The sequence below is a fragment of the Prevotella sp. Rep29 genome, assembly GCF_019551475.1.
Taxonomy (GTDB): Bacteria; Bacteroidota; Bacteroidia; order Bacteroidales; family Bacteroidaceae; genus Prevotella.
Map to the genome: position 1 here is coordinate 591115 of NZ_CP047159.1, position 20875 is coordinate 611989.

Consider the following 20875-nt stretch of genomic DNA (forward strand, 5'->3'; position numbering starts at 1 on the left):
CGAATCAACATTCCGATAGTCGTTCGGAAGCGTTGGAAAAAGGCTGGAAAAGCTTTCAATTTAAATTGCGTCTAAATAAATACTTTTAGACCACAAAATTGGGGCGTTATTTCGGAACTTCTTTATTGATGAGATTTTACGTGGGTCTTTGTATCATCTTATTGCACATGAGATGTGTGTGTGTAAAAATATAAACCGTTGGTTGCCAGAGACTTGAATTTCACAAAATGCTTGTGCGATAACTGAATTGCATCCGATTTCATAAAGTGCCTAAATATAGTGAATTAGGGATGATGAATAGGGAAATATAGAAAAATGGCGTTTGCTCATGTGTGGAAAAATTACGAAATTTGCATACGCAACGGGATGGTCAACAAAGTTTGTTATTGACACCCTATAATATATTAATGTATATAGCACATGAAATCTAACCCAAATGCTCTTTGGGAACAGAGTCTTCGGCTTATAAAGGAGAATGTTTCCGAGCAGCAGTTTAACACATGGTTCAAGCCAATCGTTCTGGAATCTTATGATGAGAAAGACCGGAAGATTACGGTGCGGGTACCCAGCATGTTTGTGTATGAGTACCTGGAGGAGAAGTATGTGGACTTGCTGCGCAAGGTGCTTACGAGAGTATTTGGTGAGGGTGTAAGGCTGGCTTATGGTATTGTCGTGGATAAGACCAACAATGTTGGGGTTGTTGCTACACCGGATGATTCGGTTGTCGGTCAGTCAGGAAGCGATAAGAATACGCTTTCAGGCTCTGCAGACAGCACGGAAGATTCCCTGCCGTTTGATTCCCAGTTGAATCCCAAGCAGACATTTGAGAATTTCATTGAGGGCACGAGTAACAAGCTGCCGCGTTCTATCGGCTTGTCCATCGCGGAACATCCAAGCACCAGCCAGTTTAATCCGCTGTTTGTCTTTGGTCCGTCCGGTTGTGGAAAGACGCATTTGATTAACGCCATCGGAATCCGTGCAAAGCAGTTGTATCCCAAGATGCGGGTGCTGTATGTCAGTGCGCGCCTGTTCCAGGTTCAATACGTGGACGCAAGCCTGAAGAATACGGTCAATGATTTCATTAAATTCTATCAGACGGTCGATTTGCTGATTGTTGATGACATTCAGGAGTGGGTGACAAAGTCTGGTACGCAGAACACGTTTTTCCATATCTTCAACCACCTCTTCCGTAACGGAAAGCGCATCATTTTGGCAAGCGACCGCCCGCCAGTCGATTTGAAGGGGATGGATGAACGGCTGATTACCCGTTTCCGCTGTGGTCTGATTACCGAGTTGGAGCGTCCGAACGTGCAGTTGTGCATGGACATTCTGAACAGCATGGTTCGTCGCGACGGGCTGACGATTCCTCAGGAGGTGATTCAGTATATAGCACAGACGGCGAACGGCAGCGTGCGGGATTTGCAGGGAGTCATCAATTCGCTGTTGGCATATTCCGTGGTGTATGACAGCAAGGTCGATCTGAAGCTGGCAGAGCGGATCGTATCCCGTTCGGTGAAAGTAGATAACCGCCCGCTGACCATCGACGATATCCTCGATAAGGTTTGCGTGCACTATCAAGTGACGACAGAGGCGGTGAACAGCAGGAGCCGGAAGCGCGATCTGGTCATCCCGCGACAGGTGTCTATGTATCTGGCACAGAAATACACGAAGATGCCGGCTTCAAGAATCGGAAAACTGGTCGGCGACCGTGACCACTCGACCGTCATCCACAGCTGTACGCAAGTGGAGGAGCGGATGAAGATAGATGCCGCTTTCCGCTCGGAGATAGAGAGCATTGAAAATTCGTTTAAGCTGAAACAGTTTGTCAATAAAGGCAGATAATATCTTGCCGTGTGAGACGGTGATAAGGATAAGAGATTGAAAACGGGCAGCGCTTCGTGTGGAGAGCTGCCCGTTTTTTTTGTGCCGTTATTGCAAGCTTTGGCGATTTCAAAATACCGATTCCCATCTCTTTCCTGCGGTCCCGAAATTGTATATTTATGCAAAGGAAGACGGTTATGGGTGTGTTTTGTAACCACTTGAATATCAAAACGTTAGGAATGGCTTTCCAAAAGTGGTACTTTTAGCTTGCAAAAGGGCAACTTTTGGACGCTGAAAGGGGAACTTTTGGAGCCTAAAAGTGCCACTTTTGGAAAGCGAAAGTTCAACTGCATATTTATACGTCCTATTCTGTATGTTTATGCAGGGTGAGTCTGTGGTGTTTTTTTACTCAGCTTTCTCTTCTTCGAAGTCGATGTATTCCCCTTCGTCGTCGGCGAAGATTTGCTTGTTTTTTGTTCGGTTGGTGGTGCGTATCTCCTCGTAGGGCTTGTCTTTTGAGCCTAAGTGGTCGAACTGCTTTTTTATTTTGAGGAATGAGCGTATGAACATGAGGAGCGAGACTGCGCCCATGATGAAAAGTGTGACGATGAAGAGGAAGAGGAGTTTCAGCATGGCTTTGTTAGCTCTTTTGGGTGAATGCGGAGAGCATGACGTACCATGCGATGATGAGTGCGAAGCCGGAGATGCCGAAAATCAGGAGTATCGGGATGCATGAGAGGACGAACAGGTATCTCACTTCGTTTCCTTTCCACCCCCATTGCTTGAATTTCAGTGCAAACATGGGGATTTCTGCAACGAGCAGCCAGCAGGTGACGGCTATGAGGATGAGGATAAAAATGTATGCGTGCGGGATGGTGGCAATCCGTTCTCCCGCTCCGACGATGAGTGAGCCCCAGAAGAGTGCGTTGGCAGGTGTCGGCAACCCGATGAAAGAGGTCGTCTGCCGTTCGTCGAGATTGAACTTTGCCAGTCTGAGTGCCGAGAAGGCTGCGATGATGAATGCCGTGAATGGCAGGTATTTGGCAATCGGTTCTATTGCCGTGGGGTATTCCATTTGGCTCATTAGTGTGAAAATCATCATTGCCGGTGCTGCTCCGAAGGTGATGTCATCGGCAAGTGAGTCCAGTTCTTTTCCGATGGGCGAGGATACGTGCAGCAATCTGGCAACCATCCCGTCGAAGAAGTCGAATCCTGCTCCTATGAGTATGAAGAGCAGGGCGGTATCTTGCTTTCCGTAAAAGGCATATACGATGGCGATGCAGCCTGCAATCAGGTTGCAGCAGGTGATGGTGTTCGGGATATGTTTTTTGAATGGAATCATCTCATTTCGTCGCTTCCGTTCAGGTGTTGCGGTCTATTTGAGCCGCGCGATAATCGTCTGGTCGCCGGTGGTCGATTGCCCCATTTTTACGCAAACCTCTGTTCCGAGAGGGAGATACACATCGACTCGCGAACCGAATTTGATAAATCCGAGGTGCTCGTCAATGAGACACTCCTCGCCTTCCTTGGCGTAGGTGACGATGCGGCGTGCCACTGCGCCGGCGATTTGTCGGCAGAGGATGTTGACACCTTCCGGCGTTTCAATCATGATGTCGGCATGTTCATTTTCCTCGCTGGCTTTCGGGAGCCATGCCTTGTGGAAGTTTCCGTCTTGATGGCGCACGCTTTTGACTTGTCCGTCAACCGGGAACCAGTTGGCATGTACGTTGAAAAGGCTCATAAAGATGCTGATGAGCAACCGCCGGTCGTGGAAGTATTCGTTCTCTTCCACTTCTTCCACCACCACCACCTTTCCGTCGGCTGGTGCCACTACGATTTTCTCCGTGTTCTCTTCCGGGAAATGTCGTATCGGACAACGGAAGAAGTTGGCGACAATGGCATATAAAGTTCCGAAGATAGCTACAAAACTCCAGAAAGGAATTTTGGTGTCGAAAGACCGCCAAAGAATCACAGCCACAGCGACGAGGATAAACAAGCCGTAAAGCAATGTGTCAGTTCCTTCGCTGTGTATTCTGATTTTTTTTATCTTTTTTATCTTTTCTCCCATAATGACTTCACTTCTGCGAATCGTTTGCAAAGGTACGTTTTTTTTACGTATTCCGCAAATTTTTATCTTTGTTCTTTACGGTTCGACTTGCGTCCAAGTTACTCACGCTCGAAAAAACTCAAATAAAATTTGGTTTTTTGCTCGCTTAATCGTAACTTTGAAGTCCAAATTAAGTCATATATGCAGGATTTCATTCATCTTCACGTACATACATATTATTCTATACTTGACGGCATGTCGAGTATAGAAAAATTAGTAGATAAAGCAATTGCCGACGGTCAGCGCGGAATGGCGATTACTGACCATGGCAACATGTTTGGTATTAAAGACTTTTCAGACTATTGTGAGAAGGTCAATAAGAAGTTGGTAAAAGAAGGGAAGGAGCCCTTCAAGCCTATCATCGGCTGTGAAATGTACGTGGCGCGAAATGGCGATAAGGAAGAGAAACACACGAAAAGCGACATCGGCGGTTACCACCTGATTGTCTTGGCAAAGAACTTGACGGGATATAAAAATCTGGTTAAGCTGGTCAGCCGGGCATGGGTGGATGGCTTCTACATGCGTCCCAGGACCGACCGGAAGGACTTGGAGCGCTATCATGAAGGACTGATTGTCTGCTCGGCATGTATTGCCGGCGAGGTGCCCCATAAGATTCTGGAGGATGATATTGCGGGAGCTCGTGAGGCCATCGAATGGTATCGCCGTGTCTTTGGCGAAGACTATTATCTGGAACTCCAGCGGCATGAAGTGACCGATCCCAATATCCGTGCCAACCGGGAGACCTTCCCCTTGCAGCAAAAGGCTAATAAAGTGCTGATAGAATTGGCAAAAGAGTATGGCATCAAACTGATTTGTACGAACGATGCCCATTTCGTGGACAGGGAAAACGCCGAAGCCCACGACCATCTGCTCTGCTTGGCGACGGCAAAAGACTTGGACGACCCATCCCGAATGCTGTACAGTAAGCAAGAGTGGCTGAAGACACGGGAGGAAATGAGTCAGATTTTCTCGGATATTCCGGAAGCTTTGGCAAACACGATGGAGATTCTTGACAAGGTGGAAGTCTATAGCCTGAACCATGACCCCATCATGCCTTTCTTCCCGATACCGGAGGAGTTCGGAACGGAAGAGGATGTCCGCAGGCGATATACCGAAAAACAACTCTATAATGAGTTTACAAGCGACGAAAACGGAAAGAATCAATTGTCGCCGGAAGAGGGTGAAAAACGTATCGCACACCTCGGAGGCTATGACCGCATCTACCGCATCAAGTTCGAAGCGGAATATCTGGGGAAATTGGCTTACGACGGGGCCAAGAAGCTCTATGGAGAGCCGTTGAGCGACGAGGTGAAAGAGCGCATCAACTTTGAATTGCACGTGATGAAGACCATGGGATTCCCAGGCTACTTCCTCATCGTTCAGGACTTTATCAATACGGCGCGCAATGAGTTGGACGTGTTGGTAGGACCCGGTCGCGGCTCCGCAGCCGGTTCGGTGGTAGCCTACTGCCTGGGCATCACTCAGATAGACCCGTTGAAATATGACCTGCTGTTTGAGCGTTTCCTGAATCCCGACCGCATTTCGCTGCCCGATATTGATACCGACTTCGACGATGACGGGCGCGGCAGGGTGCTGAAATGGGTGGAGGAGAAATATGGCCACGAAAGAGTGGCACACATCATCACCTACTCAACCATGGCAACCAAAAACTCCATCAAGGACGTTGCACGGGTGGAAAAACTGCCTTTGAGCGAGTCGGACCGCTTGTGCAAGTTGATTCCCAAACGTCTCGGCGAAGACCCAGAAACCAAGAAAGAACTCAAAATCAACCTGCCGAATGTCATCAAGTGTATTCGTGAGTTTCGCGATGCCGAACTCTCAACAGATTCAAAGTTGAGCAATACCATCAAATATGCAAAGATGCTTGAAGGCACGGTGCGTGGTACGGGCATTCATGCTTGCGGAACGATTATCTGTCGTGACGACATCAGCGACTGGGTTCCGGTCTCAACGGCAGAAGATCCGGACAATAAGGGCGAGAAAGTGCTTTGTACGCAGTATGACGGGCATGTGATAGAAAATACCGGACTCATCAAGATGGACTTCTTGGGACTGAAGACGCTGTCGGAGTTGAAAGATGCTGTCCAAAACATCAAACTCACGCGAGGCATTGACATCGATCTGGAGAAAATTCCGATTGATGACCCCGCCACTTATCAACTCTATCAAGAAGGGCGCACGGTGGGCACGTTCCAGTTTGAGTCTGCCGGAATGCAGAAATATCTGCGTGAGCTCCATCCGACGGTCTTCGAGGACCTGATAGCGATGAATGCCCTCTACCGACCGGGACCAATGGATTATATCCCGGACTTCATCAAGAGAAAAAACAATCCATCGCTCGTGACCTATGACATCCCATGCATGGAGAAATACCTGAAAGAGACCTACGGCATCACGGTCTATCAAGAGCAAGTCATGCTGCTCTCACGTCAATTGGCAAACTTCACACGCGGTCAAAGCGACAGCCTTCGCAAAGCGATGGGAAAGAAGAAGATTGACGAGATGCAGAAACTGGAAAAACTCTTCTATGAGGGCGGAGAGAAAAACGGACACGACAAGGCGAAACTGGAAAAGATTTGGGAAGACTGGAAGAAATTTGCCTCCTATGCTTTCAATAAAAGTCATGCGACGTGTTATTCGTGGGTGGCATTCCAGACGGCATACCTGAAAGCGAACTATCCTGCAGAATTCATGGCAGCAATCATGAGTAGGCGTAAGAACGACATCTCTGAAGTGACCAAGCTCATGGATGAGTGCAAGGCGATGAATATACACACGTATGGTCCTGATGTGAACGAAAGTTACATGCAGTTCGGTGTCAACAAAAAAGGAGAGATACGTTTCGGACTTGCAGCTATCAAAGGAGTGGGAGAGGCTGCGGCACAATCCATCATTGCGGAGAGAGAAGAAAATGGCGCGTTCAAGGATATCTATGATTTCGTGCAGCGCATCAATTTGAGCAACGTGAATCGGAAATGTCTGGAAAATCTGATATTGAGCGGCTCCTTCGACAGCTTCGGCATCAGTCGTGAGAGCTTCTACGGATTGAATCAGAAGGGAGAGCTGTTCCTTGACCTGCTTGTGCGCTACGGACAGCGCTATCAGATGGAACAAAGACAAGCCAAGAACTCACTCTTCGGGGATGATGAGGTGGAAATTGCACGACCGAAAATCCCGGAAGTAGAGCAGTGGAGCACGATTGACCGACTGAATAAAGAACGCGAGCTCGTAGGAATTTATCTCTCAGCCCATCCGTTGGATGAATATCGGTTCATTCTGGAAAAGATGTGTAACGTGGGATGCGATGAACTTAAACGGGAGATGGATTGGGAGAAAATAAGCAAAATGCCTGAACTCCGATTCGGGGGAACAGTTACCGGAATCCGGGAAGGAATGAGTAAGAAAAATGACCCGTATGGCATTGTGACGATTGAGGATTTTAACGGATCCGGTGAGTTGGGAATCTTTGGAGATGACTGGATGAAATGGCGCGGCAGTATCATCCCCGACAGCAATATATTTGTGAAGGCAGCATGTTTTGAGCGCTACAAAGGCAGCAAGAAATATGGAATTGTCGTCACTTCAATCAATTCCCTGCAGACGGTCAAAGAAAAACAAATACAGAAAATCACCATTACGATGGATGCCACATCTGTCGGCGAAGATACGGTGGAAGAGTTGGCAAAGAACTTTTCCGAACATCCGGGGAAGACAGAAGTGTTTCTCAGACTGTTCGACCGTGCGAAGAATCAGGAGATAACGGTGCGTAGCCAGAACAGCTACATTCTCGTGTCCAATGAACTCCTCTCACTCATTGCTGAGAATGAAGGAGCGGATTATAAGATTAATTGAAAATGTATTTATTGTTAAACATAAAAAAAGAAAAACTATGGAAGTACAGATCACAAGTGAAAATTTTGAAAGTTACAAGACTGGCGAATTGCCATTGGTAGTAGATTTGTGGGCAACATGGTGCGGACCGTGCCGAATGCTGGCGCCCATCATCTCTGAACTGGCTGAGCAATATGCAGGACGCATCGTCGTCGGCAAGTGCGATGTAGAGGAGAATGACGATATCGCTATGGAGTTTGGCGTGCGCAACATCCCGACCATTCTATTCTTTAAGAACGGACAGCTTGTTGACAAATTCGTGGGTGCTACCAACAAGGCAACTCTCGAAGAGAAATTCAATGCCCTGTTGTAAGAGTGGCAGGCAGATTCAAATGGAGCAGCCCAAACGGAAATTCCGCTTGGGCTGCTTTTTTTGAGTCAGAAGCTCAGGGAACTGTCTGTCTATTCTATAATAATGGTCCTGCTTCCGTCTGCATTTTCATCAATACTGATATTGACAGCATCGGTTGGCAGCATGTCTTCAACGAGTTCGGGCCATTCAATGAAGCAGAATGCATCACCGCTGAGGTAGTCCTCAAATCCCATATCATAGACCTCTTCGAGTTTGTGGATGCGATAGAAGTCGAAATGGTAGATGGTTGAAGGGATGTGTGTGCAGGTTGAAGGAGGGTTGGTGATGGCATACTCGTTGACGATGGCGAAGGTGGGGGAGGTTATCACGTCTTCTACGCCAAGTTCTTCGCAGACGGCTTTGATGAAAGTGGTTTTCCCGGCTCCCATGCCGCCGTGGAATGCGAATATTCGTTTGTCGCCTAAATATTCAATAAATTGGTGTGCCGCATTGCGGATTTGTCCGATGTCGCTGATGTGGATTTCCATGTTTTTTCGCATTTGTTATCTTCTCCTTGGAGTGAGTGTGACAATGGGGATAATCATCTCTTCCATGGATATTCCTCCATGTTGGAACGTGTTTTTGTAGTAGGAGACATAGTAGTTGTAGTTGTTCGGATAGGCAAAGAAGTCTGTGCCTGTCGCAAATACGTATGTCGTACTGATGTTGGGGGCAGGCAGTTGTGCTTGCCTGGGGTCCTTGATGGTGAACAGGTCTTTCTGGTTGTAGCTGAGGTTTTTCCCCAGTTTATACCTGAGATTGGTATTGGTGTTTCTGTCTCCGATGATTTTCACGGGTCTGTTTGCCCGTATGCTGCCGTGGTCGGTAGTGATGACCGTCTTGTATCCTGCCTGTGCAATCATTCTGAAGAGTTCAGCCATCACCGAATGGCGGAACCAGTTGAGTGTGAGTGCACGATAGGCTTTCTCGTCATTGGCGAGTTCGCGCACCATCTTCGACTCCGTGCGGGCATGTGAGAGCATGTCGATGAAGTTGAACACTACGACGTTGAGGTCATTTCGCTCAAGGTTCTTAAATTGTTGCATGAACGCTTCGGCTCCGGCGGAGTCGTTAATCTTGTGATAAGAGAACGTGTCGTGTCTCCGAAAACGTTCTATCTGTGTGCGGATGAGTGGTTCCTCGTTGAGATTCTTTCCCTCTTCATCGTCTTCATCCACCCATAGTTCAGGAAACATTTGTGCGATTTGGGTCGGCATAAGTCCGCTGAATATGGCGTTTCTTGCGTATTGTGTGGCAGTGGGAAGAATACTCATGTAGAGTTCTTCATTGATATCGAAGATGTCGCCAATCTCTTGTGAGAGTACGCGCCAGTGGTCGTATCGAAAATTGTCTATCACAATCAGAAAGACTTTCTCTCCCTGATCGAGCAACGGGAATATTTTGTTCTTGAAAACGTCGGGACTCATGAGTGGACGGTCGTCACCTTCCGCAGGTGCTTTCATCTCTGTACGCGCCTGTATCCACTGGATGTAGTTGTTTTTTATATATTTCGCAAATCCGATATTGGCTTCTTCCTTCTGCATTTGAAGCATCTCAGTCATCGACGAGTCGGTACTGCTCAGCTCCAGTTCCCAACGCACCAGTTTCCGGTACACATCCATCCAGTCTTGGTGATTCTTGCAATCGGCAATCTGCATGGCAATGTTCTGAAATTCCTGTTGATAGTTACTCTGCGTCGTTTCTGTGACAATTTCCTTACTATGGATGTTCTTCTTGAGTGTAAGAAGTATTTGATTGGGATTGACGGGTTTGATGAGATAGTCTGCTATTTTGGCACCGATAGCTTGGTTCATGATGTTCTCTTCTTCGCTTTTGGTCACCATGACGACAGGAGTTGCCGGCGATATTTCCTTGATCTGTTGCAATGTTTCAAGTCCCGTGAGTCCAGGCATCATCTCGTCGAGGAGTATGAGGTCGAAACTTTTTTGCTTGCACAATTCAATGGCGTCCGTCCCGTTGGTGACGGTCACAACATCATAGCCTTTTTTCTGTAAGAAAAGAATGTGGGCTTTGAGAAGTTCCATCTCGTCGTCAGCCCAAAGTAATAATCCGTTGCTCATAATCAAAATCCTTCTAATTCGTAATATTCGTCCTCCAATTCGTTGGCAGGCTTCTTCGTTTGCTTCTTTTTTTCTTTGTTCTCTTTATCCAATTCGTTGGCAGGCTTCTTCGTTTGCTTCTCTTTTTCTTTGTTCTCTTTATCTTTGTTCTCTTTATCCTTTTCCTTCTTATTTTGTGTCTTGGCACTTGGTTTTACGGGTGGCAAGTCTTCCTCGAAGAATATCTCGGGCTCATTGTTGTTCTGCTGTTGACGTGGTGTCTGTGTATTGGTGTTCTTCTTCGGAGTACCCGTCTTTTGCGCTCCCGTTGGCTCTTCTATAATAAAGATGTCATCGCTCAATGGTTGGCGGTCATCTTCAGGTATGACGATAATGTTATTTTTTTCAGTAGGTGGCGTAATAGTTGACTTGGGTTTCTCCGGTTCCGCAGTCTTCACAGGTTCTGTCGGCACTATAATCGTGCTGTTATTCTCCGGTTCCGCAGTCTTCACAGGTTCTGTCGGCACTATAATCGTGCTGTTATTCTCCGGTTCCGCAGTCTTCACAGGTTCTGTCGGCACTATAATCGTGCTGTTATTCTCCGGTTCCGCAGTCTTCACAGGTTCTGTCGGCACTATAATCGTACCGTTATTCTCAGGCTCAACAGTCTTCACGGGTTCTTCCGGTATAATGAACTCGTTGTTGATATTCTCATTTTCATTGCCCTGCAACTTCTTCTCGTCAGGCTCTTCCGTTCTTAAGTCGTTCAGTTCAGGATCAGAATCGGTGCCAATATCCGACGGCTCAGTCAGCAGATACAGTTCGGTGACTTTGAGAGGTGCAAAATTCTTGTTGTAGAAGTCTTCGTATTCTTTATAACTGAAATTAGTCCCCAGCAATGGAAGGTTTTTCTCGCTGATAATCACACCGCGCGTTTTGGCAGTTAGTCTCGTGATATTCGGGTTCGCATACAGTTGCTGGGCATATAGGTGTGCTTCGTCGAAACTGCGGAATCCTGTTACCGACATCCTGCTGATACCGTCAATGTCTTCAATGGCGATGTCGAAGTTTCTGACAAGATAGTTGGTAAAGTTGAATCTTGCCAGTTCGTAGAGCATTTGGTTCTCATTGACAGAGTCAGGATGATAAACCAGTAAAAAAGCAAAATTGATGTCCCTGTCAGGAACGAAAGTCTTAGCTTCCGTTGAATCACTGATGTCGTTGAGAACCAGTGAGCGCCTGTCCCAAACATCCGTCAGGTCAAACCTCCCGCCTCGCAGTCGTTTTCCGGCATTTACGCCGTTGACAATCATTCCTGCCATCTCGCTGATACGGCTGTTGGGGAAGTCCTTCACAATCGTCTTCATATCTTCGATACATCCGTTGGCATCTCCGTCGTTGAGTTTGCTGAGTCCTCCAATGAAAATAAACTTGTCACGGTTGGCTCCCAACGGGAATCGGGTGTCCGACAGCCGCCTGTTGGCAGCCACTTCGCTGAGACGATTGGCTTTGAATGCTTCGTATGTAGCAGCATACAGCGAGTCTTCCATGTGCGTTCCAAATACGGCGTTTTCCTTGAAGTAGGGGTCGGTCAGTAAAGCCGTCCATTGACTCTCTGGAAATTGCGCTTTCAGTCTTGCTATATAGTTTTCGGCAGTGTGATGTTCTCCCAATCGTGAATAAAGCAAGAACAGATGATAATATACATCGTCCATGTGCTCGTACTCCGGATATTGGTCGGTCACGCGACGCAGATGCTTTTCGCTGAGATTCAGGTTGTTCAGCTTGTCTTTGAATATTACCCCTGCATGGTGCAGACCATCCATGATGATGAGGTTACTTTCACGAACCTGTTCTTCCGTAAAAGGAATCTGTGCGAGATAATATTCCCGTCTGTGAGGGTCGTTTTGTGCACTGTCGCTCACATTCTTCAACGAGTCTTCTATTGCTTCGGCTCGCATGATAGAGTCGCGCTGTTCGTCGGTCATCTCGCCAACATCATCGAAGCTGCCTACCACAGTCTTGTTGCTGCGCTGCCAGTTGTCAACATTCTCGCGCTTTCCCCATAACCGTTGGAATTGTGTTTTTCCTTGACTGATGGCAAGCGGGTTATAGAAATACCAGGTCGTCGATCTGCCTGGCGTTGTCGTAGGCTGCGGAGATTGGCTGTCTGCCTCGTTCCATTCGCCTTGCTGCCTTCGCTGCTGAGCCTCTGCCTCTGCCTGATTGCGCCTCTCTTCCTTCTCCTTCTTTTTCAAGGCCTCAATAACCCGGTCAATGGCATCATTCCTGTCCTTTTCCGACATCTGTGCAAGTCGTTGCAGAGAATCCTGCAGATGCACAGCCTCCGTGTAAGGAACCAGTTCGTCGAGCATCACCGACCGTTCAGACAGCTGCTCATAGTCTGCACGGTCCTTGTCCAACATACCGATTGCTGCTCCATAACAGCGCTTGGCATCGCTGAATTTTTCCTGCAGCCAATACAAATCACCCAGTTTGAGCAGCAGGACACCCTTTTCAATACCGTTTCTCGTCCCTTTCTCGTTGCCTTTCTCGTAGGCAGCGATCGCATTGGCTGTATCCCTTTGTGTCAGATAGATATTGCCTATGGCATAATACACCTGGTCAAGATAGTCCTTGTTGTTGTCTGAAGCAGCCATTCGCTTGAGGCGGTTGATGGTTTGCTTCGCATTCTTTTCCGACATCACCTCCGTCATTGCAATGCGGGCATTGAACTCCATTTCATAAGGCGGATGCTGTCGCAACACGCGTTGGTATGCCTTATAAGCCTCTTCCTTGTTGCCGACAAGCCTCTGCAACTGCCCCATCAAAAACCATTCCCGTGCACGCTGCTTACGCCTCATCTCGTGCTTGATTACCTTCCTGAGATAAGGAATAGCCTTGTCATATTCCTTCGTGTGTATATAGTAATCAGCAAAAGTGTAGTCCCACTCCTTCACGGCACGCCAGTCCATAGAGTCACGTTGCATGTTCCGAATCACGTCCTCCGCATCATACATCCAACCGTTTTCAATATAACACTTTGCAAGCCACGCACGCGCCTTACCGAGAATCGCAGGTTGTGTATGGTACAGTCGTGCCATATAGGCAAATGTCGAAGCGGCATCCTCAAATGCTCCTTGGTGGAATTGAGCCCGCCCCATGAGAATCCATGCTTTCCATAGAAAAGGATTGTATTCACGGCGATTGAGCCACTCAACGTCCTTGGCAGTCTTTCGCTTGTTCGACGACCATTCCGGACGCTTCTTTATGCTGTGTTGCTTGATTGCCTTCTTCGATTTCTCGATGGCACGGTCGAAATGAGCCTTTCCTATCTCCCTGCTGCCCTTGTTGCCGACAGTATAGAGCGGAAGCAACTCCGTGAAATTGTCACGATTACCGTTCTCCTTTTCCAACGAACCGTCGATATACGCCACTGCACCATTATAATACGTGTTATACCTCGCATTGAACGAGTGCCACCACCGGCTCCCCGCAGTATTCTTCTGCGTAGAACAACCTGTCATGATGATAGCCGCTATCATCACCAACAGGAATCGTAAGTGTCGTAATTGATGTGGTGTCACGTTTTATAAACTCTAAAAAAGCAGTTTTTATTGTCTTTTCATGTCATCTATCAGCATCACCGTTTCATCTTTCAGCTGGTCGGGGAGATGGATGCCGCGCAGCGTCAGACTTCGGCACCAGCCGGCAACCTCTTCTTGGCGCATCGTGTGAAGCACTTCGGCAAACTCCTCAACCTCCTCATCGTTATATTGATCGGACGCTCTGCCGCAAAAACGGTCCAGCTCCTCATCATCATAATACTCGATGTCTCTTATGGCAGCCTCCATCATGCAGTCTTGCGCGCACTTCGCATTCTCACCGCTGCAAGTGGCACATTCTGAACCATTTTGAGGCATGACAACCTCCTCGTTCTTATGCTGTGAGAACTTGCTCATGATTGCCGTGAGAAGTCCTATGAGGATGAGGGAGAGAAGAAGGTAGAGCATATCATCTTGATTAAGGTTCTTCAGTGATTTCTATCCCTGCCTGTCGCAGATGTTTCCAGAAATCGGGATATGATTTGTAAACAACTTCAGGGTGGTTGATTGTAATGGACGGAAACACCATACAGGCGGGAGCAAAAGCAAGTGCCATGCGGTGGTCGTCATACGTCTCAATGACGGGATGTGCTTCAGCCTGCATCCGCTGCCCGTCCCAGACCAGTTCGTCCTCACCCTCCACTTCTACAATGTACCCCAACTTCCGCAACTCGTTTCGAAGCGCTTCTATGCGGTCTGACTCCTTGATGCGCAGCGTGCTGAGTCCCTTGAAACGGAAAGGGATTTCCTTCAGGCAGCAACTGACGATGAGTGTCTGTGCAAGGTCGGGTTGATTGATGAAATCATAATCCATGTGTGGCAGTCGGTGGTCATGCTTCTTGAGGGTCACTTCGGTGGGAATACCCTGTCCCTCCGTGGCGAATTTGGTCTTTACGCCCATCATGCTGAACAGGTAGCGGACCGTGGCATCTCCTTGTCTGGAACCATCAATAAGTCCTTGCAGGGAGACCTGCGGGTCGCTATGTCGGCTCAGCGCAACCAGTTCATACCAATACGAGGCTGCAGTCCAGTCACTCTCTATGGCGAAGCGGACAGGCTGATAGCCACCTGGTTCCACCTTGATGGTGTCAGCACTCGTCCAGTCCGCTTTTGCCCCGAAATCGCGCATGACACAAAGCGTCAGGTCGATATAGGGGCGTGATGTGATACTGCCAATCAGTCTGATTTCCAGTCCTTTCGGCAGCGTGGGACCAATCAGCAGCAGGGCAGAGACGTATTGTGAACTGACATCCGCTTGCATCTCTGTCTTGCCGCCGTCTATCTTCCCACCGATAATCCTCAGGGGCGGGAACCCCTCTTCCTCTAAGTATTCAATCTGGGCTCCCATCCTTCGGAGCGCCTCCACGAGTATCCTTATTGGGCGTTGCTTCATGCGCTCCGAGCCGGTAATCACATGCGTTCCCTCCTGTATCGACAGGTAGGCGGTGAGGAAACGCATCGCAGTTCCCGAACCTTCCACGTCAATCACAGGAGGCATTTCTCTCAATGCCCGCACCATCACCAGCGTGTCGTCACAGGCGGAAAGGTTTTCTGTCTCCTTCGCGTTTTCTGTGAGCGCACTGATAATCAGTGCCCGGTTGCTGATGCTTTTTGAGGGAGGCAGCGCAATGTCTGCCTTCAACTGTTCCGGAGCCTTGAGCGTGTATCGCATATGGTCTTATGGTGCTGATTTGTTAGTTTTTCTTTACGCGGGTTGCAAGGATGAAGTAAACAATCAGACAGATATAAGCACCGAGCGAGCATACTTCAGACATGGCTGTGTTGAGCCATTCCTCATTGGTCAGATGCACACCGCCAAAGCGTAGCAGCGCACTGACAACACCCATCAGCGCTCCTCCGGCAATGAATCCGCTGGCAATCAGCGTTCCCTTCTCGCCACGCTCGCTGTTCACCTTCTCGTCTTTACTGCGTGTGGTAACAAACCAGTTGACCAGTCCGCCGACCAGAAGTGGCAGGTTGAGCTGAATGGGGATGAACATACCGAGTGCGAACGGAAGGGCTGGCACTTTGCAGAGGGTCAGCACGATGGCAATCGTCGCACCGATGGCATACAGCAACCACGGAGCACCGACACCGTTCATCAGCGGGTCGATGACCGCAGCCATCGCATTTGCCTGTGGCGCAGCCAGCTGACCGGTCGTAAAGCCGTAGGTCTTGTTCAGCAGCATGATGACACCGCCGACGGTCGCTGCAGAAACCAGCGTTCCGAGGAATTTCCACACTTCTTGCTTCTTCGGGGTCGTTCCCAGCCAGTAACCGATTTTCAGGTCGGTGATGAATGCACCTGCCATCGACAGCGCCGTGCAGACCACGCCGCCCATGATGAGCGCTGCCACCATACCGCCCGTGCCTTTCAGTCCTACTGCCACCATCACCACCGATGCCAGAATCAGCGTCATGAGCGTCATGCCCGAAACAGGATTAGAGCCGACAATGGCAATCGCGTTTGCTGCAACGGTCGTGAACAGGAAGGCAATCACCGCAACGAGCAGGATGCCGACAACCGCAAAGAGAATGTTGCCTTGCATCACGCCCAGCCAGAAGAACAGGAAGGTAATGAGTATCGTGACGATAGAGCCGATGGCGATAATCTTGAATGAGATGTCGCGCTGCGTGCGTTTCACCTCTTCCATGCCGGCACCTTTGCCTTTCATCTCCTTCGCTGCAAGCGAAACGGCACCCTTGATGATGCCCCACGACTTGATGATGCCGATGATACCAGCCATGGCAATACCGCCGATGCCGATGCTCTTGCCGTAAGCCGTGAAGATTTGTTCGGGCAACATCTCATTGACGGCTGTCTCAATGCTCGGGTCCCATTGGTCAAGAACTTGTCCGGAGAAAAGCACTGCCATGCCCGGAACGACAATCCACCAGATGAACAGCGAACCGAGACATATAATAAAGGTGTATTTCAGACCGATGATGAAGCCGAGACCCAGCACTGCCGAACCCGTGTTCAGCTTGAAGACGAGCTTCGCCTTGTCGGCGAGCGTTTCGCCAAAGCCTACAACGCGCGAGGTGAACAGTTCGTTCCACCAGCCGAACGTGGCGACGATGAAGTCGTACAGACCGCCGACAAGACCTGCCAGCAGCAGCGGCTTAGCCTGGCTGCCGCCCTTTGCTCCGCTCATGAGCACCTGTGTCGTTGCCGTGGCTTCGGGGAAGGGATACTTGCCGTGCATGTCCTTCACGAAATATTTGCGGAAAGGTATCAGGAACAGGATGCCGATGATACCGCCCAGCAGCGACGACAGGAACACGTTGAGGAACGATGCCGTCATCTCAGGATACTTGTTCTGCAGGATGTAGATGGCAGGCAGCGTGAATATCGCACCGGCAACCACTGCACCCGAGCAGGCTCCGATACTCTGGATGATGACGTTCTCGCCCAGCGCGTTGCGGCGCTTGGTGGCTGTCGATACGCCCACGGCGATGATGGCAATCGGGATGGCTGCCTCGAACACCTGACCCACTTTCAGTCCCAAATAAGCGGCAGCGGCAGAAAACAGCACCGCCATGAGCACACCCCACGTCACCGACCATCCGTTGACTTCAGGATAGGAATGCTCGGGCGACATCACGGGCTGGTATTCTTCGCCCTCTTTCAACTCACGAAAAGCGTTTTCGGGCAACTGCCCCATTTCTTTCAGATTCTCTTCCATAGTTTTATGTTTTTTGATAATTATGATTTGATTCTCAATAGTTTACACCACGCATAGTGTTTCCTGTGGCTGAGGTAGTCCAGGTCGTCCATGTGGTCGTATGCCTCACGCTCAAACGATATCTTCCGATAGGCGTTACCCCTGAAAGGCAGTTTGACGAGCCATTCGATGACGTACCAGACGTAGAACCCGATGAAGCCCGTCTCGATGAGCTGCGCCGTGTGGATGCGCTCATGGTTGATGGTCTCCCGGGTGATGACCGCATTCTTGCGGCACAGCATGATGCCGAAGATGTTCATCGCCGTGAACTTGCCAAACGGCAACAGACTGTTCCGAATGATAATCATGTTTGCAAATTTAGGTAAAATATCCGAAACTTGAGTCCGTTGGTTGAAGTTTTTATGTTTTTACGATTAAAAAGACAATGGGAGTGGAGTGCAAAAAAGCATCTGCACCGTTCCGAAATCAGAATGATGCAGATGACTTTTTGTAAAAAACCGATGCGTGGGGAAACGGGTGATGAGTCGGAAGAAATTATTTTATCATCACTTAATCACGACTCGTTTTCCGTTAACGATATAGATGCCCGGGATTGTCGGTTTGCCGTTGAGCCGCACGCCGTTGAGCGTAAACCAAACGTCATTCTCTATTGTCAATTGTGAATTATCAATTGAAACGATGCCCGTCGGCAAGTCTTCAACGATATTCAGGAATTCCTTCCAAACATCCGCTGCTTGGTATTTCACCTTGCTTCCGATAGGCACATGAAGCGTGCAGGTGTTTGTATGGACATTATTAAATACATCAGACGCTATCGTCAATGGTTCTTCTATATGGCAATAAATATCCGTCAGACCGTAGCAATTATAGAACGCACTCTCTCCAATGCTCGTCACGGAGTTGGGGATGGTGACGGAGGTTAATCTTCTGCATTCTCGGAACGCCCAGCTTCCAATGCTCGTCACGGAGTTGGGGATAGCGATGGAAGTCAGACCACTGCAATCCGAGAACGCCCAGCTTCCTATGCTTGTCACGGAGTTGGGGATGGTGACGGAAGTCAAACCACTGCAAAGATGGAACGCCCAGCTTCCAATGCTTGTCACGGAGTTGGGAATGGTGACGGAGGTCAGACCGCTGCAACCATAGAACGCACCCCATCCAATGCTCGTCACGGAGTTGCCGATGGTGACGGAGGTCAGACCACTGCAATACCTGAACGCATAATCTCCAATGCTCGTCACGGAGTTGGGGATGGTTACGGAGGTCAGACCAGTGCAATCCGAGAACGCCCTCTCTCCAATGCTCGTCACGGAGTTGCCGATGGTGACGGAGGTCAGACCACTGCAATACCTGAACGCATAATCTCCAATGCTCGTCACTGAGTTGGGGATGGTGACGGAGGTCAGACCGCTGCAACCATAGAACGTATAGCGTTTTATACTCGTTACCTCGTCAGGTATTACCAAATTCGTAATTTCTGTATTCTCGTCACTATAAAGATGCCCTGCATTGCCTAAAGGATTACTATTATAATAAAATGAGATATTACACCATGCTGCAATATTATTGACAATCACTTTTGTCAAACCGCTGCAATCCTCGAACGCAGACTGTCCAATGCTCGTCACGGAGTTGCCGATGGTGACGGAGATCAGACCAGTGCAACGAGAGAACGCCCTCTCTCCAATGCTCGTCACGGAGTTGGGGATGGTGATGGAGGTCAGACCGCTGCAATAAGCGAACGCACCACTTCCTATGCTCGTCACGGAGTTGGGGATGGTGATGGAAGTCAGACCGCTGCAACCCCCGAACGCACCACTTCCTATGCTTGTCACGGAGTTGGGGATGGTGACGGAAGTCAAACCACTGCAAAGATGGAACGCTACATATCCAATGCTCGTGACTGAGTTGGGAATGGTGACGGAGGTCAGACCGCTACAACCATAGAACGCAGCCTCTCCAATGCTCGTCACGGAGTTGGGGATGGTGATGGAGGTCAGACCGCTACAACCATAGAACGCAGACCTTCCAATGCTCGTCACGGAGTTGGGGATGGTGACGGAGGTCAGACCTGTGCAGTTTTGGAACGCATAACTTCCAATGCTCGTCACGGAGTTGGGGATGGTCACGGAGGTCAGACCGCTGCAACCATCGAACGCATAATCTCCAATGCTCGTCACGGAGTTGGGGATGGTGATGGAGGTCAGGCTTTCGCAACCTTGAAACATTCGACTTCCAATGCTCGTCACGGAGTCGGGAATATCAATTGATATCAGACTTGTACAGCCACGAAATGCACTCCCTCCAATGAATGTCACGGAGTTTGGAATAGTGATAAAATTCAAACCTGTACAGCCAGAGAACGCATAATATCCAATGACCGTCACAGAGTTGGGGATATCAATGGAGGTCAGACCGCTGCAGTTTTCGAACATTGATTGACCAATGCCCGTCACGGAGTTGGGAATATCAATAGAGGTCAGACCGCTGCAACTAGAGAACGCAGACCTTCCAATGCTCGTCACGGAGTTGGGGATGGTGACAGAGGTCAGACCGCTGCAACTATTGAACGCTTCACTTCCAATGCTTGTCACGGAGTTGGGGATGGTGACGGAGGTCAGACCTGTGCAAGCTTCGAACGCCCTGTATCCAATGCTCGTCACGGAATATAGCGTTCCGTTATGTTCCACACTTTCAGGAATAACCAAATCTCCTGTTGGGGGATCATTTTTAGCTACGCTTACCGTCGTGTCACTCGTCGTAGTATATTTCAGTGAACCGATAGTAAACGAAGTTTGGGCAGAAACGCTCATACCACACATCAATGCAAAAGCTAAAAGGAAAACGCGCAAGATATGAGTAGGACTAAATCTAATTGTTTTCATATTTACAGAGATTAAAATTAAGGCATAAATGTATTTAATGCATCTTGTAATTCGCGTAATTTCGGCATCAAAACTGAATCCTTGTGTAACTTGTAGAACTCACTGATTTTCTTTAATCCCTCTTTGTCATAGACTATAGGATTTATATTACCCGAAGTTGAAACTCCTTTTTGATCTACAAGCAAAAGCGATTTTACAATCAAAGTACACAAATCAATACACCGGTGCAATGGCAATTCCTCACTTTGGGGACTCCATTGTGTGGGTGCTTTTCGAAAAACCTTTGCAGATATTTCTTTGTTATCATATTGAGCAAATCCGACAGAAAGTGCACGGGCATCCGTATTATTGGCAGTGTGCCCGTCAATACGTTCATAATTATCAACGCCTACGATGGGCTTGTGGGAAAGATGTTTTGGTATCATAACTTTTGTTTTTTATTATTGT

At 48.7% G+C, this 20875-nt stretch carries 15 protein-coding genes; 3 read left to right on the top strand and 12 right to left on the bottom strand.

Annotated elements, in window-relative coordinates:
- Positions 1-420: 420 nt before the first annotated feature.
- Complete coding sequence (dnaA, locus tag GRF55_RS02480) at positions 421-1842, top strand: chromosomal replication initiator protein DnaA (protein WP_220368980.1); 1422 nt, start codon at positions 421-423, stop codon at positions 1840-1842.
- 384 nt (positions 1843-2226) lie between these two features.
- On the opposite strand, the gene GRF55_RS02485 is transcribed toward dnaA, so the two are convergent.
- Genes GRF55_RS02485 through GRF55_RS02495 form a run of 3 tightly spaced genes read right to left on the bottom strand, consistent with a single transcriptional unit; the run spans position 2227 to position 3889 of the window.
- The gene (locus GRF55_RS02485; RefSeq protein ID WP_220368981.1) at positions 2227-2454 is read right to left on the bottom strand and encodes a DUF4834 family protein; all 228 of its coding nucleotides are present in this window, start codon (positions 2452-2454) and stop codon (positions 2227-2229) included.
- A 7-nt stretch (positions 2455-2461) separates the two neighbouring features.
- Entirely contained in the window at positions 2462-3163 is a 702-nt protein-coding gene (gene pssA / locus GRF55_RS02490; protein ID WP_220368982.1) for a CDP-diacylglycerol--serine O-phosphatidyltransferase, read from the bottom strand.
- Positions 3164-3196: 33 nt separating this feature from the next.
- The gene (locus GRF55_RS02495) at positions 3197-3889 is read right to left on the bottom strand and encodes a phosphatidylserine decarboxylase family protein (protein WP_220368983.1); all 693 of its coding nucleotides are present in this window, start codon (positions 3887-3889) and stop codon (positions 3197-3199) included.
- Between the two features lie 180 nt (positions 3890-4069).
- On the opposite strand from GRF55_RS02495, the gene dnaE reads away from it, so the two are divergent.
- Together dnaE and trxA are read left to right on the top strand one after the other, a co-directional pair.
- Positions 4070-7801 (top strand): DNA polymerase III subunit alpha, encoded by a 3732-nt coding sequence (dnaE, locus tag GRF55_RS02500; RefSeq protein ID WP_220368984.1) that lies wholly within the window; start codon positions 4070-4072, stop codon positions 7799-7801.
- Positions 7802-7838: 37 nt separating this feature from the next.
- Positions 7839-8153, top strand: coding sequence for a thioredoxin (gene trxA / locus GRF55_RS02505; protein WP_220368985.1), 315 nt, complete (start codon positions 7839-7841; stop codon positions 8151-8153).
- A gap of 89 nt (positions 8154-8242) precedes the next feature.
- Here trxA and tsaE read toward each other — a convergent pair whose 3' ends face one another.
- The 9 genes from tsaE to GRF55_RS02550 form a co-directional block, all read right to left on the bottom strand.
- A complete protein-coding gene (gene tsaE / locus GRF55_RS02510) occupies positions 8243-8680 on the bottom strand; it encodes a tRNA (adenosine(37)-N6)-threonylcarbamoyltransferase complex ATPase subunit type 1 TsaE (protein ID WP_220368986.1) in 438 nt (145 codons plus the stop codon).
- Positions 8681-8695: 15 nt separating this feature from the next.
- A complete protein-coding gene (locus GRF55_RS02515; protein WP_220368987.1) occupies positions 8696-10273 on the bottom strand; it encodes a bifunctional response regulator/alkaline phosphatase family protein in 1578 nt (525 codons plus the stop codon).
- A gap of 2 nt (positions 10274-10275) precedes the next feature.
- A complete protein-coding gene (locus GRF55_RS02520; RefSeq protein WP_220369593.1) occupies positions 10276-13797 on the bottom strand; it encodes a tetratricopeptide repeat protein in 3522 nt (1173 codons plus the stop codon).
- A 69-nt stretch (positions 13798-13866) separates the two neighbouring features.
- Positions 13867-14265, bottom strand: coding sequence for a hypothetical protein (locus GRF55_RS02525; protein WP_220368988.1), 399 nt, complete (start codon positions 14263-14265; stop codon positions 13867-13869).
- 10 nt (positions 14266-14275) lie between these two features.
- Positions 14276-15529, bottom strand: coding sequence for a 3-phosphoshikimate 1-carboxyvinyltransferase (aroA, locus tag GRF55_RS02530; protein WP_220368989.1), 1254 nt, complete (start codon positions 15527-15529; stop codon positions 14276-14278).
- Positions 15530-15551: 22 nt separating this feature from the next.
- Positions 15552-17543 carry an OPT family oligopeptide transporter gene (locus GRF55_RS02535; protein WP_220368990.1) on the bottom strand — a complete coding sequence of 664 codons (1992 nt, stop codon included), beginning with the start codon at positions 17541-17543 and terminating at the stop codon, positions 15552-15554.
- A 20-nt stretch (positions 17544-17563) separates the two neighbouring features.
- A complete protein-coding gene (locus GRF55_RS02540) occupies positions 17564-17890 on the bottom strand; it encodes a hypothetical protein (protein ID WP_220368991.1) in 327 nt (108 codons plus the stop codon).
- Between the two features lie 198 nt (positions 17891-18088).
- Entirely contained in the window at positions 18089-20428 is a 2340-nt protein-coding gene (locus GRF55_RS02545; RefSeq protein WP_220368992.1) for a leucine-rich repeat domain-containing protein, read from the bottom strand.
- 17 nt (positions 20429-20445) lie between these two features.
- Positions 20446-20853 (bottom strand): DUF6530 family protein, encoded by a 408-nt coding sequence (locus tag GRF55_RS02550; RefSeq protein WP_220368993.1) that lies wholly within the window; start codon positions 20851-20853, stop codon positions 20446-20448.
- Positions 20854-20875: the final 22 nt, after the last annotated feature.

What these genes read in the sequence shown, in the direction of transcription:
- dnaA (WP_220368980.1), top strand. Translation starts at nt 421, where the DNA reads ATGAAATCTAACCCAAATGCTCTTTGGGAACAGAGTCTTCGGCTTATA.
- GRF55_RS02540 (WP_220368991.1), bottom strand. Translation starts at nt 17,890, where the DNA reads ATGATTATCATTCGGAACAGTCTGTTGCCGTTTGGCAAGTTCACGGCG.
- GRF55_RS02535 (WP_220368990.1), bottom strand. Translation starts at nt 17,543, where the DNA reads ATGGAAGAGAATCTGAAAGAAATGGGGCAGTTGCCCGAAAACGCTTTT.
- pssA (WP_220368982.1), bottom strand. Translation starts at nt 3,163, where the DNA reads ATGATTCCATTCAAAAAACATATCCCGAACACCATCACCTGCTGCAAC.
- trxA (WP_220368985.1), top strand. Translation starts at nt 7,839, where the DNA reads ATGGAAGTACAGATCACAAGTGAAAATTTTGAAAGTTACAAGACTGGC.
- aroA (WP_220368989.1), bottom strand. Translation starts at nt 15,529, where the DNA reads ATGCGATACACGCTCAAGGCTCCGGAACAGTTGAAGGCAGACATTGCG.
- GRF55_RS02550 (WP_220368993.1), bottom strand. Translation starts at nt 20,853, where the DNA reads ATGATACCAAAACATCTTTCCCACAAGCCCATCGTAGGCGTTGATAAT.
- GRF55_RS02495 (WP_220368983.1), bottom strand. Translation starts at nt 3,889, where the DNA reads ATGGGAGAAAAGATAAAAAAGATAAAAAAAATCAGAATACACAGCGAA.
- GRF55_RS02545 (WP_220368992.1), bottom strand. Translation starts at nt 20,428, where the DNA reads ATGAAAACAATTAGATTTAGTCCTACTCATATCTTGCGCGTTTTCCTT.
- GRF55_RS02520 (WP_220369593.1), bottom strand. Translation starts at nt 13,797, where the DNA reads ATGATAGCGGCTATCATCATGACAGGTTGTTCTACGCAGAAGAATACT.
- GRF55_RS02525 (WP_220368988.1), bottom strand. Translation starts at nt 14,265, where the DNA reads ATGCTCTACCTTCTTCTCTCCCTCATCCTCATAGGACTTCTCACGGCA.
- GRF55_RS02485 (WP_220368981.1), bottom strand. Translation starts at nt 2,454, where the DNA reads ATGCTGAAACTCCTCTTCCTCTTCATCGTCACACTTTTCATCATGGGC.
- dnaE (WP_220368984.1), top strand. Translation starts at nt 4,070, where the DNA reads ATGCAGGATTTCATTCATCTTCACGTACATACATATTATTCTATACTT.
- tsaE (WP_220368986.1), bottom strand. Translation starts at nt 8,680, where the DNA reads ATGGAAATCCACATCAGCGACATCGGACAAATCCGCAATGCGGCACAC.
- GRF55_RS02515 (WP_220368987.1), bottom strand. Translation starts at nt 10,273, where the DNA reads ATGAGCAACGGATTATTACTTTGGGCTGACGACGAGATGGAACTTCTC.